Genomic DNA, 12702 nt, shown 5'->3' with positions numbered 1-12702 from the left:
AGCCCTTACCGAGGTACCCGGCACGAGTCTTCCCGAAGGGGCCTGTGCGGGGCCTGCGGTGGACCTGTCGACGGGACCGGTCGGGTTCGCTGCCGGGCTCCTGACGTCGGTGACCACCGCGCCGGTGGGCGGCTCCGGTCGGTCGAGTCGAAGCCGGTCAGGGCGGGGGCGGCGAGCTGGGAGGCCCCGACCAAGATCTTCTCCCGGATTTCTCCCAAGCGATCTCCGGAAACGAGTCAGGGGCCTGATCCACTTAGTGGATCAGGCCCCTGACCTGGTGTTTCAGCTGTCGGGGTGGCGGGATTTGAACCCACGACCTCTTCGTCCCGAACGAGGTTCGGGCGTGATCGACACCGGGCGGTTTGGCGTTTTGCCTGTTCAGAGGGTTGGGGTGCGGTGGTCTTGGGTGGTCTGGGAGGGGCTTGGGGAGCAGGTTGGCTCCCAGATGGCTCCCAGCGGGACCTCAGCCAACGGCCGCTGAGTCCGCGTTTCGCGCAGTGTCCACGGAGGCCGGCGAGGCGAGCAGGTCGACATTCGGCTGAGCCACGCGGAGCAGGCCCAACATTCTGCAGCAGGCGACCACGCGACACACGGCGCATGGAACAACCTTGGCAGCCCCTGACCTGCCCTGGACCGGGGTCTGCGCTATGTCCGTTACCCAACGCTATTCCCTCGTCGCGCCTGCGGATCTACGTGTCACAGAGGGTGATGCTCCTGGGCTGCCCTGATCGCCGGACCGGTCAGGGCAGCCCAGTCCTACCTGGAGACTGGCAGACTGCGATTGTGATACGCGAACCAGCAGAACTTCAGATCGATGACGACGGCCGTGTGTCCCTGCCGCTGGGGCTCCTCGCGGAGGCGGGCCTGGATGCAGGCGTCCGGATCCTGGCGTTCAGCGACGGCGACGGGCGCATTGTGCTGCAGCGAGAGGTAGACGCCTTCAAGGCACTGCTGCAGGACGGGACTCTGTGAGTGGAGATCCCGCCGCCGCGAGGCCACTCCCGTTGCAGCGATCGGGGATCGTCGGTGCGCGGCCGCGTGGCGTCCGTGGGTGCGAGGCTTGCGACCGCCCGCCCTCGCCACAGGGGAGCGCCGAGAATAGAGCTGGACGGACAGGAACGGGTGCTCGCCAGGCGGGACGCCCCGGAGGAAGCTGTCTCTGAGCTGCTGGAGATATGAGCGAGCAAGAACTACCAGAAGCGCCGGCCGAACAGTGGACACCGCCGGAGGGGTCGTGGGCGTCGTCGGCCGCGACCCGGCGGAGCATGCTTGGCAACCGGAGTCGTGATACTGCGCCCGAGCTGCTCCTCCGCTCGCTTGTCCACGCCGCTGGACTGCGCTACCGGGTAGCGGCAAAGCCGCTCCCGAAGATGCGCCGCACAGCCGACATGGTCTTCCGCCCTGTGAAGGTCGCAGTCTTCATCGACGGCTGCTTCTGGCACGGCTGCCCGGAGCACTTCGTGATGCCCAAGACGAATCAGCCGTACTGGGAAGAAAAGATCGGCCGGAACATCCAGCGCGACCGGGACACAGACGACCGCCTCGCGGAGGCAGGTTGGCTGGTGCTCCGTTTCTGGGAACACCTCGAACCAGAGGCGTGTGCAGCCACTGTCATCAAGGCAGTGGCCGCTCGGCGGCAGGAGGTCCAAGCCTCGAAGCGTCCGAGGAAGACCTCCTGACCGTCGCGTTGCTGGCGACAGCAGTCAGCTGAACTCCGCCGGGTTCAGGGAGAAGAGCTCGTACCGCTGGTGGCCTTCTTGGCCTCTCTACGAGATGGAGTTGATCAAATATGACGGGACCTGTTCAGCTCCCGTCGTAGGCCACCTGCAGTCGTGTGGTGCTCTTGGCCGTGTGCAGAAAGGCGTCGCCCTGTCCGGCCAGAGCTTCGGCTCCAGTCTCGTCCAGAATGATGCGGCTGTCGGTCGCCGTCTTGACGCGCAGGGCGAGTTGGGCAGGGAAGTTGGAGCGGATGGTCGTAGAGATAACGTCCGCACTCGGTCGCTGCGTGGCTGTGATGACGTGGATGCCCGCAGCGCGGGCCTTCTGCGTCAGACGCTTGAGCAGCGCTTCGATCTGCTTCTTCTCTTCGGGATCGCTAGTGAGATCGGCGTACTCGTCCAGGACGATGACGATCCAGGGCTTTCGGTCTGCTTTGTCGACCTTGGCGTTGTACTCGACGAGCTTGCGTGTGCGGATCGCCTTCATATCCTTGTAGCGCACGGCCATCTCTTCGACGGTTTCCTCAAGAATCTCGATGGCGTCGGCGGCGTCCATACCGATCACGCCGTCAAGGTGCGGGTCGTCCTCGAAGTCGACAAGTTCGGTGCCCTTGGGATCAACGAGGCGGAGTCGCAGGGTGCTCTTGTCGTACCGGACCAGGCCCTTGAGGATCGTGTCCAGCGCGACGGACTTTCCTGATCCGGTAGTGCCGGCCACCAGCAAGTGCGGTGAGTCTGCGGAGGACAGGTCAATGGTGACCGGGTTGCCTTCGATGTCGGCGCCCAGCGGGGCGATGAGACTCTCGGGGTTGGCCGGGCACCGCTGCCACAGCGCCTTGGCGTCGACCCCGTACTTCTCGTCGTCGATCTTGGGAATCTCGAAGAGCACGGAGCCGCGGTCGCTCCGGGTACGAATGCTGAACCCGGAGGGCAGTGCCAGGGCCAGAAAGATCTCGTCGCGTCGGTTGGTCAGCTTATCCACGGTGACCCCAGGATTGGGGATGAACCGGAAGATGTAGAAGCCGGGTCCCTCCTGCCACTTGCCGACCTCCGGTGCGGTGACCGCGACCTTGTGGCGGGCAAAGACGTCAACGATCTTGTTGTATCGAAGCGCCAGCTCCTCCTCGGAGAGCCCACCGCGATAAGCCTTCAGAGAGACAGGGGCTACCTCTGAGGCAGGGTGACGCGCAAGTACCGGTCCTGGCGGGGCTGTTCGAGCGGCCGCCCCGCCAGCCTCGGCAGGTGCCGTTGGCTCTTCCGGAGTGGGTAGTTCGGCGGAGAGGCCCACAGAAGTAGTTTTGACGACAGCATTGACGGCCTTCACGGTCCCGCTGAGGTCCCCGGAGACAACAAGGGGATCGGCGTTGTTGGGGTCTTGCTTGGCGCGCAGAGCACCGATGAGGTTCAGCAGTTCCCGTTTGTTCAACCTCACCAGGGTGTGCCTGCCGAGGCTTCCGACCGCGGGTGCCGGCTGATCATCCTCTGCCGAGATAGCCACGGCAACGCCAGTGACGTGGCCAAGCTGGACGTCCTCGGAGCGTAGGGCATCAAGGACCTTCGCCTCGACCTGGCGGTGGTCGTCATTGCCGATCAAGGTGCGAGCTGGAAGGTCTTCGGCCTGCGTGGTCTTTCCACTGGTCTGAGCGATCGCGGCGGCAAGCTCGTCCAGCCAGAAGGGACGGTCGTGGCGAGCCTCGCCGGCCGAACGGAAGGCATCCCTACACAGGTCGGTCGTGCGGTTGAGCTGTTCTTCAGCCGAACCGACGTCGAAGGTCTGGCGGAACTTGGACTCGGCGACCAGGACATCCAGGCGGACAGTGCCGTCGTCCTGGACCGTCAGCACAAACCGGCCGAGGTCGGCACGGGTCTTGTGTCCGCGGCCGAACCAGCGGTGGTGCTCGTCGAAGCTGATCCAGGTGACCAGGCTCGTGCCCTGCCGAGAGACGGGAAACTGCTGGTCGATGACAAACCGCGTGGCAACCAGGCCGACGACTTCGTTGACCGTGGTGCCAATGCCGAGGGAGCGCAGCACGGCGCCAGGGGCCACGTTGCGGCCGACCTCGTAGATTCGTTTAGCGGTGCTTTCCGAGTCCTGCGGGGTGACGACACCGATCTGCTCAAGGCGGCGGCGCAGTCGCTGGACGACGAACTGCCGACCGGTCTGCGAGCTGACAATGAGGGTGTAGGACTCGTTCTTGCCGACGCTGGGCTTGACCAGAATGACGTCAGGGCGGTTGCGCAGGGCGTCGATCTGCTCACGGCCGATGAAGCTGTCGAGAGTGACGACCCAGTGGGCCACACGGTGGAGGGTCTCGAACAGGTCCTGGTGCTGGTCGAACTGCACCTGCATCTCGAAGTAGTCGATGCCGTCGACACTCTCCCGGGAGACCGGGGAACGGCGGTCGTAGCGCACGCACAAGGTCGACCAGGACTCAAGAGTCTCGTCGGCGGTCTCAGGCAACAGCGCTCTCACGACGTTCTCGCTGGTCTGAGCCAGGTTGTGTGAGGCTGGGTGCTTCCAGGGGTTGAAAGAACCCGACAAGGACTCCTTCTTGGTGCTCTCCTTCATACTGGTCTGCGTGCCGAACAGTGCCGGCGCCAGAGCGAGGTCGATGGTGTCCTCCAGCCCTGACAGGTCTGCTTCCTGGTCGGGCTCCCACGCCTGAAGGATCAGTTGGACATCGGGCAGGAAGCCGTCGTCGGACATCTCCGCACCGGAGAACTGCAGGTCGAAACCCTGGATGATCTCGTGGTGGGTGGCCTGCGGAGCCAGTACGACTAGATCGACTTTCAGACGAGGGTTTTTGGCCCGCATCTGCTTTGCCACGCGCATCGGCAGGACAGGGTCGCCGTTGCGGTCCAGAAGCAGTACGCGCAGCCCATCAAGCTTGTGGGGGTAGGTCGTCAGGTAGTCGGTGATGACGCGGACCATCTCGTCGATCGCGGTCTCGTCGACGCTGGAGAGCCAGTCCTTGGACTCGTTTCCGCCGTAGCGGACCGGTGCGTACTCCTCGTGCCCGGCCGATTCCCGCATCGGAATGGCAATCGTGCCGCCGGGACCGACGAGGACCGCCGGTGTCCCATGAGGGGAGATACGGTCGATGGCGTCGAAGAAGAGCTCCTCGTTTTCCTGGTTGAGGCTCAGGCCTCCCTCCTTGTTCAGGGCAGTTCCGATGCTGCCGGCAGCCCCCTCGTAGTTCTTTGCCAGCCAGCGCAGCTTCAGCGGGTGAGTGGCCAGCATCATCATGCGGTGGTCGGCCAGCCCGACGACGTCGGTCAGGACGACAGCCTCGAGGTCTGCGTTCGGGGCGTTGTCGGGAACCAGAGTGGTGCGAGCTTGGCGGAGCACGCCTTCCCACTCGCGTACGTAATCGTTGATCTTCCCGGCATCAAGCCCGTCGCAGAACCGGTTGAAGTGCTCCAGCCTGAGGCGCTCCAGCTGACTGGCGAACTGTGACGCGGGAACGGGAACGGGCTCGTCGGCCTGCCACTGCCGGGGGTCATTGAACTGCTCGAGGAATGTGTCGAAGGTCAACTTGCTGGCATAGCCAGGGGGAGTTCGCCAGCCGTGGATGAGGGCCGCCAGCGCGATCTGCCCCGGGATGCCAAGAGGGTCCCAGCGAAAGCGTCGCTGGGCGCCGTCCATCTCGACCAGGATGCGCAGCGGGGCCCACTCCGTGTTCGGGTCGAACGGCTCGTCTTCCTCGGGCAGGGGCGGCTTGGTCAGGTCCAACAGGCACTTCTTGACGTCCAGGGTCAGGCGAAGACCGGTGGATTCCCGGACGTCATCCAGGGTGTTGGCGTACAGGAAGGCAAACAGCCAGCGGCTCCACCGCCCGGCTTCCTGGTTGCCTTCAAGCCCGACGACGACGGAGCCTTCGTCTTCATCGGAGAAGTAGGTAAGCTCGCGCAGCAGGGCACGCAGTGGGTCCTGGACGAACTGAGAGTCCGGAAAGGCAAGCTTCTCGACTTTGCGGCGCGACCGCTTGGACAACAGGTCAGCCAGCGGCTCCGCTCCGCCGATAGGAGCCTCGTCAAGGAAGCGCTGTGCGGCTTCCTGATCTCCGCGGTCGAGTGCATCTTCGATCACCATTGCGTCGAACTCGTCGACCCGATCTGCGTCGGCCTTCTCGATCTCCTGTCGGACCTGCTGGCCCAGGCCGATCTTCTTGGACTTCTGCTCGAAGACTTCCAGCCAGAGGGTCAGGTCCTGCTCGCGGCGCAACTGACGAGAATCCTGCGGAGTAGAGCCACTGCGATTGAGGTTGAATACGAGGCTGCGCATGAGTGCCTTGGCAGTCTCGGAATCCGTACCGATGTGGTCCAGGGACTCATCGCTGAACTCGGTCGCGCTTATGCGGTCTATCAGGTCGTCCTCGGTGATCTCCTTGCCCGTGGGCTGTTTGAAGGCACTGACCGAGACGTTCTTCTTGATCCGGGTGGGCAGCGCGGCGGGCTTGATGAACAGTCCGCGGTCTGGGAAGAGATCAAGAGTCGGCAGGGCAGCAGAGATCTCCGGGCAGACCATGTCAGGGGTGTGGACCTGAGTTGCTGCGACCTTCTGCGCAGTGTCGACCAGGAATGCCGCCCAGCGGTGCAAGGACCGGGGCTCCTCATCGGTGACGGCACCCCAGATCTCCGGCAGAAAGGTGCCCATCACGGCCGGTACGGTGCCGATACCCCCCGCCTCCTGCCATGCTTCCGCCATGAACCTGTCGAATCCGCGCTCGCCGGCAGGATCGCGGTAGTTGCCCAGGATCGTGGCGTCGTTCAGGGCGTTCATGGCCGCCAGTCCCTGTGCGTCCGGAGACTGCCCCCACTCGAACAGCAGCACTGCCTTGCCCTGTCCCGAATTTCGCCACTTGGTCAGTTGGTCCTGCGGCCCCAGCAGGTATTCAGCAGGTACACCTTCGATTGGCTCTGAGGTGCCGACCTTGACGACAACCTGACGGTCCGGCGCGCCCGACAGCTGCTGGGCGGTGCGGCGGAGAGCCTCGGCCACGGTCGGCCGGTCGAAGCCACTGACCCGTAGCACGGCGCGGGCCCCGTTGGCCTCAGTGACCTTGCGGAGTGCTTCGTCGGCGACGAACCGGCCGAGCGCTCGGATGCTGCTGTCGGTCACCGGGACTCCCCTCGAACCATGCTGGTTGCATCTGAATATTGAGTGAGCAGACCAATAGCGGCGAGCTTCTCCCGGAACGCCTTGCCGTTGTGGTCAAGGACCGATGGGTCGACTTCGTAGGCCAACGGGCTCGCTGCCGCGACCTTGTCCTCCATCACAAGCCCATACTTCTCGTACAGCAGCGTGCAGAACTTGTCGAACTCCATCTCCGCGTCCTGCGCGACGGTGGCAGAGACCAGAGCCTCGAGCATGGGAGGCTTCATGGTGAAGTGCCGGCGCCCGGCCGTCGCGTTCAGGGCTCCGACTGCGGCAAGGGTCTCGCTGAAGAACGCTCGGGGTGAGGCAACCGCGGTCCCACCCTCCTTCGTGAATCTCCCGTAGCGGCGCTTTTTGTCCTCGTCGCCTTCGGCTTCGCCGATCATCACCCGAGCCTGGACGTTGATCGCATTGACGATGTCGTTGCGGAAGCCAGCGAGGTTCTTCTGCGATTCTCTGCGCAGCGGGGTTGCCTCGTTGCCGAAGTCCAACAGGATCGACTCGCGGTTGGTGGCACCGAGCTTGGTGCGTGCGAGGTGGAGCTGGTGGCGTGCCAAGCAGTAGGGGACCCAATGCATGAGGCTCTCAGTGCGCTTGGCCCTCGGGACCGAAGCGATCCGAGTGACGATGTTGCAGGTCCCCTCCCTCAGCAGATCAGGCCACGGGCTGAGGTCCTCATACAGCTCGATTCCTGTGTCTGAGCCCTCCACAGGCGCTTCGTCGTAGTCGAAGTCGTGCGCGCTGAGGGCCTTGGCGAGATTGCCCAGCGGGGTTCCGCTGTCCTGCACGAGGTCGCGCAGGCCCTGTCGGGTCGCTTCCTTGCGGTCAGGATCGGGGTCGGCACGAAGGACTTTGTAGGCCCAACTCCCACCATCGCGAAAGAGGTAGCGCTCGATACTCGGAGCGTTGATGCCGACAGCGACCTTGGTGGCCTGCTTGCGCTTCTTCGCGCTCTTCTTGGCATCGATTTGCTTGACTCGTCGTTCGACTGCGTCGTAGTGGATGAGCTCACCGACGAACGGATAGATGTGCGCGCCGAACCAACTGGGCTGGCTGCGACGTCCTGGGATCTCAACCAACAGGGACGAGAACAGGGCGTGGAGCGTTTCCATCGTCTCGGGAGAGTCCAGCTCGACGGCCTTGCCGAGTTCCTCATCGCCCTCGACTATGCGGGCCTTGGTCGCGATCCGCCGGGCCAGGTCGTGCGAGGTCCTCTTGTAAGCCGTGCCAGCTCCGTTGTCTAGGAGCTCTGCGAACTTCTCCGGGTCTTCCTGATGCGCCAGGTAGACGCCGCGGGCGATAGCGAGCATCTCAAGCGGGACGTAGAAACCGCGGCCCTGCTGTTCGAGATTCACCCCGAAGAGGCGAAGGACGACCTCGGCCTTGGAACGATCAGCCATTACGCACGCACCGACCTGATCTTGTCGCCGACGTCGATCATGAGCTTTCGCATGACGTTGCCCACCAGTACCTGGATCTCGTCGTCCTTGTTCGACGAGTCAGCCAGCTCAGCCAGGGACGCACTCAGGCCGCGGATCTCTGCCTCGTGCTGCACCTCGCTGCGCAGGCCCGCGGCCCACCGCGTCAACAACTCGAAACGCAAAAGGTCCGCTTCCACCGACACTGCGTCCTGGTCAGGGGCGACGGCCGGGATACGGATGTAGATGGCCCGGTTGAGCCACTCGACGGCGTTGCGCATCTCGGGGGTGGTGCTCGTGCCGGCTTCCCTTTGCCACTGGGTGACCTGGTCGACCACCTCGACGCCCTTGCTGGGCACTCGCCGGGAGATCACGGCCGCGCGGGAGCGGTGCGTGAAGAAGGCGGGGTCAAGTACGAAGAAGTCAGGGTTGCTCGCTGCCCGGTGGATGCCCTGGACGGCCTCCAGTCCCTTGAGGAATCGGTCTCGCACTCTGGTGTCTGCCGGATCCCGGTTCTTGTCCTGGACACGCACAAAGTCGTCGCCAGCCTGCAGGCCCATGCGGGCGAAACGGTCGGTGTCGTCGTCACTGTTGAAGAAGTCGGCTCGCCGCAGGAACGTGTACAGGCCCCGCAACTGTTCGGCCTGCTTCTGGGCGTCCCGATTCGTGCGGACCTTCTGCAGGTAGCTGCTGGCGTCCGTGGGAGGGAAGTCGCCCGCCGTGTCTGGGTCCAGTCGGTCGTCGACCTGGCGGCGGGAGACCCGGCCCGGGTCCAACTTCCGTAGCGCGAAGAAGGCAGGAACCAGATGACGCTGTTGCTGACTCAACCGGTCGCCGAAGAGCGCTTGGTGGTACAGGTGGGGAGCTTGCCACAGCCGGTTCGAATGCGACCGTTGGTACCTGGCGTGGACGTCATCGCAGGACAGGCCGCCGGTGAGCATGTAGCTCGTCACCGACAGCGCCTGACGTGTCGTGACTACGGCCCCGGTCCGCTCGGCCGCAGCGAATATGTCCCGGATCGCGGCCCGGCGCTGAGGCCCGCGGGTGGGATCGCTCAGTTCGTTGCGGTTGGCCAGGATCGGGCAGACCTCGCGTGCATCACAGGTCTCGCACCGCTTCCACCGCGACGACTGGGTAGTTGTCCACTGCTTCAGGACCCAAGGGATGAGCCCGCCGTTAGCGCTGTCGGACGCTACGGACTGGTAGTTGAGGTTGATGACGGTCACTGCACCATGAGGATCACTGACCTGCCCGCGAACTATGCCTTCCGTCAGGGTCTGCACCAGAACCTTGGCACGCCCAGTGCCGACTTTGCCAAGGTTGTCATCCTCGGCAACGCACTTGCGCAGTTGGCCCTCGTTCGCGCAGATGATCGCGATGCCTTTGTCCGGAGGGTCGAGAAGCTCCACGAGCTTGTGAGCACCGGCCTGCGGGCTGAGCTCGCTCAGATCGCTGAGGATGTACAGCGGGCGGCCGCTACGGGTCCGGCCGACAGGGCGGCTCGCGCCTTTTGCCTCGGACAGCTCGAGGAAGACCGCCTTCCGGACATCTGGCGTGATCGGCTCATCGCCGGCCCGCAGTTTGGCCAGAAGGCTGGCGCACAGGCTCGTCTTGCCATGCCCGGCGTCTCCGGTGAGGACGATGGTCTTCGTGGTCTGTCGCTCGATGGCACTCAGCAGGTAGTCCAGCGTCACAACGGGGAACTGTGGCTGTGTCCAGTCTGCCTGCAGCTCGTAGACCATCTCAGAGGCGTCGACGTCGAACGGCTGGTAACGACGTATCCGTTGGACGTGTTTGTTGACCTCTAGCGGCATGCTGCTGTCCTTCGTCGTCCGGGTCGGGAGCGCTTCAGAATTTTAGCTGCCCGCGCTCCTGACGGTAGATCAAATGACGTGTGAGGGCGCCGAGGTGCGACTGGCTCGCCAGCGCTTGTCTGCGTAGCGGACCTTAAGAATCCTTGATCATCGCGCTTGGTGCTGCGGTGCTCGATGTTGACTGCGATCCCGTTGGGGAAGTGCGAGACGTCGGCCTTGTCGAGGCCGCGGTAGCAGCAGCGCCGCAGATGACGGCGGTTGATGAGCTGGTTGAGGGGCCCGTGATGTCGGAAGGCGAGGCGTAGAACCGTCGTGCTCGGCACGTCAGGCGACACTTAAGGTGTCGGTCAACCGCACGCGCTCACCCTTGATCGAGTACGATGACCGCTCGTTCCGCCGGTTCTACAAGCAAGCGCAGAGGGGGTCACACGTGGGTGAGCGGTACCCCTTGCGGGCCAAGCGGCGGCCGAAGTTTGAGGAGGGTATCGGCTCTCTGCGAGTCGTGGACCTCTTCGCCGGCTGCGGTGGCCTCACCCTCGGTATTGCCCAGGCAGCCCACAAGCTTGACATCTCGCTGGATGTTCGTCTCGCAGTTGACTTTGAGGCCGCTCCCACCAGGGTCTTCAAGGCTAACTTTCCCAATGCCAACGTCCAACAGGGAACGGTCGAATCCTACTTCGACGGTGACCTTGGCGCCTCGTTGACCGCTCAGGAGGCCGAGACTCTCTCGATGGTGGGTGAGGTGGAGCTCCTGATCGGCGGGCCCCCGTGTCAGGGGCACAGCAACCTCAACAACCACACCCGCCGCGATGATCCCAAGAACCGGCTGTACCTGCGTATGGCTCGCGCCGCAGAGGTTCTGCGCCCCAGTGTAGTCGTCATCGAGAACGTGCTGGCCGTTGTCAATGACAAGCAACAGGTGGTCTCCCGCGCCATCGTTCACCTCAAGAAGCTTGGATACGATGTCGCCACCAGTCGTATCGACCTACTCAAGCTCGGGGTCGCTCAGACACGCAAGCGTCACATACTGCTGGCCGTCCGCGAAGACGCGCTGCCTTTTGGCTTTTCGGCTGCTGACCTGCTGCAGATCGAAGACCGCAATGCCACACCCCATGACCTGCGCTGGGCGATCGGCGACCTGATCGACGTTCAGCCGAAGTCATTCTTCGATGAAGCTGCCGTACCCAACGCGGACAATCAACGGCGTATGAAGTATCTCTTCGAGAATGACGAGCATAATCTGCCGAACGAAGAGCGCCCCGAGTGTCACCAGGGCAAACACAATTACACCTCAATGTACGGCCGTTTGTGGTGGGACCGCCCGTCTCAGACCATTACCAGCGGTTTTGCGACGATGGGTCGCGGACGCTTTGTCCACCCTGGTGTTCCCCGATGTCTGACCGCCCACGAGGCCGCGCGTATCCAGGGCTTCCCGGACTATTTCAAGTTCGTCGACGAGAGGGTCAAGCCTCGCTACGAGCTGACTCGCACCGAGGTTCAGGTCATCATCGGCAACGCCGTGCCCCCGCGTCTAACCGAGGCGCTGACCTCCAGGCTCTTCGACGCTGACGTTCTGCAGGCGAAGGACGACGCTCCTCAGTTGCTTGAGGACGACTTCGCTGCTTCTGTCGTCGACCTCGCCTGCTGAGCCTTCAACGGGCTCTTCCATCCTGGGGCATTTGAGGCAGGTGAAATACCCGCTGCGCCGAGGATAGAGCTGGGTGGGAAAGGATGGGTTGTCGCCAGGTCGGATGACCCGGAGGAAGCTGTCCCTAAGCTGACGGAGATATGGACTGCGCTACCGGGTGGCTGCAAAGACGCTCTCGAAGATGCGCCGTACGGCTGACATGGTCTTCCGCCCTGTGAAGGTGGCCGTCTTCATCGATGGCTGCTTCTGGCACGGCTGCCCGGAGCACTTCGTGCTGCCCAAGACGAACCGGCCGTACTGGGAAGACGGGATCGGCCGGAACATCCAGCGAGACCACTGGGATACGGATAACCGCCTCGCGGAGGCGTACTCCGCTTCTGGGAGCGCCTCGAACCCACCCGCAGACGGTGACGGTACGGCTGACGTGTTCTCGCAGGTCGGAGACGTGTACGCGGCTTTGGATCATTGCGGTCCTCCGAAAAGTATCGTCGTGATCCCTTGGGAGTGCGGGCGAGAAGGGAAACTCGCGGTACCACCGCACTTTCACCGCCACCAGGTGGCGGCCTCCTTCGGGCCCGGTGACGGGGGCTGGCTGGCGGGGCGTTGGGCCAGCGGAGGCGGCCGTTCCTCCCCGCGCTCGGGAGGGTCTTCACCTCGGGGCGCGAGACCGCCTTCCCAGCTACCGGCGGTTCTCTCTGCTCGCGTGATCCCTGGCTACCCGTCTCCGCCAACGCGTTGCCCGGAAGAATACGAACGCCGCGATCGCGTTCGCAATCGAGAATGCGGGGGCAGCGTCGCGGGGCTTGTATCCGGCGCGGCGTCGCACATCCAAGCGAGTGCGCAGCGCGTCCGAGTGGCTGCGGCCGAGGTCGGCTGGGGCCGTGTGCGGTCAGACGAGAGGGGTACCAACCTACAGTGGAAGGGGATGGGTGAGGGAAGTACGGGG

At 64.0% G+C, this 12702-nt stretch carries 7 protein-coding genes and 1 pseudogene; 5 read left to right on the top strand and 3 right to left on the bottom strand.

The features are described from left to right. Positions 1 to 783 precede the first annotated feature (783 nt). Together ACZ68L_RS38545 and ACZ68L_RS38540 are read left to right on the top strand one after the other, a co-directional pair. Complete coding sequence (locus ACZ68L_RS38545; protein ID WP_469587228.1) at positions 784 to 972, top strand: hypothetical protein; 189 nt, start codon at positions 784 to 786, stop codon at positions 970 to 972. A gap of 203 nt (positions 973 to 1175) precedes the next feature. Continuing rightward, positions 1176 to 1679 (top strand): very short patch repair endonuclease, encoded by a 504-nt coding sequence (locus ACZ68L_RS38540; protein WP_469587227.1) that lies wholly within the window; start codon positions 1176 to 1178, stop codon positions 1677 to 1679. 124 nt (positions 1680 to 1803) lie between these two features. Here ACZ68L_RS38540 and ACZ68L_RS38535 read toward each other — a convergent pair whose 3' ends face one another. From ACZ68L_RS38535 to ACZ68L_RS38525, 3 genes are read right to left on the bottom strand one after another with little or no spacing between them, the layout of a single operon-like run. Beyond that, positions 1804 to 6840 (bottom strand): FtsK/SpoIIIE domain-containing protein, encoded by a 5037-nt coding sequence (locus ACZ68L_RS38535; RefSeq protein ID WP_469587224.1) that lies wholly within the window; start codon positions 6838 to 6840, stop codon positions 1804 to 1806. Next, positions 6837 to 8276 carry a hypothetical protein gene (locus ACZ68L_RS38530; protein ID WP_469587222.1) on the bottom strand — a complete coding sequence of 480 codons (1440 nt, stop codon included), beginning with the start codon at positions 8274 to 8276 and terminating at the stop codon, positions 6837 to 6839. Before ACZ68L_RS38530 ends, ACZ68L_RS38535 begins: the two co-directional genes overlap by 4 nt. After that, positions 8276 to 10108, bottom strand: a complete 1833-nt coding sequence (locus ACZ68L_RS38525; RefSeq protein ID WP_469587220.1) for a hypothetical protein — start codon at positions 10106 to 10108, stop codon at positions 8276 to 8278. Before ACZ68L_RS38525 ends, ACZ68L_RS38530 begins: the two co-directional genes overlap by 1 nt. 143 nt (positions 10109 to 10251) lie before the next feature. On the opposite strand from ACZ68L_RS38525, the gene ACZ68L_RS38520 reads away from it, so the two are divergent. From ACZ68L_RS38520 to ACZ68L_RS38510, 3 genes and pseudogenes are all read left to right on the top strand, one after another. Further along, positions 10252 to 10413 carry a hypothetical protein gene (locus ACZ68L_RS38520; RefSeq protein WP_469587218.1) on the top strand — a complete coding sequence of 54 codons (162 nt, stop codon included), beginning with the start codon at positions 10252 to 10254 and terminating at the stop codon, positions 10411 to 10413. A 197-nt stretch (positions 10414 to 10610) separates the two neighbouring features. After that, positions 10611 to 11756 carry a DNA cytosine methyltransferase gene (locus tag ACZ68L_RS38515; protein WP_469587216.1) on the top strand — a complete coding sequence of 382 codons (1146 nt, stop codon included), beginning with the start codon at positions 10611 to 10613 and terminating at the stop codon, positions 11754 to 11756. 145 nt (positions 11757 to 11901) lie between these two features. Then, positions 11902 to 12000: pseudogene (locus ACZ68L_RS38510) on the top strand (very short patch repair endonuclease); the annotation flags it as partial. Positions 12001 to 12702: the final 702 nt, after the last annotated feature.

The sequence above is a fragment of the Streptomyces sp. NPDC104309 genome, assembly GCF_055584025.1.
Note: the sequence above shows the minus strand (reverse complement) of the source record. Positions and strands in the feature narration are given on the sequence as shown.

Coding starts and splice junctions, on each gene's coding strand:
- ACZ68L_RS38525 (WP_469587220.1), bottom strand. CDS start 10,108: ATGCCGCTAGAGGTCAACAAACACGTCCAACGGATACGTCGTTACCAG.
- ACZ68L_RS38540 (WP_469587227.1), top strand. CDS start 1,176: ATGAGCGAGCAAGAACTACCAGAAGCGCCGGCCGAACAGTGGACACCG.
- ACZ68L_RS38530 (WP_469587222.1), bottom strand. CDS start 8,276: ATGGCTGATCGTTCCAAGGCCGAGGTCGTCCTTCGCCTCTTCGGGGTG.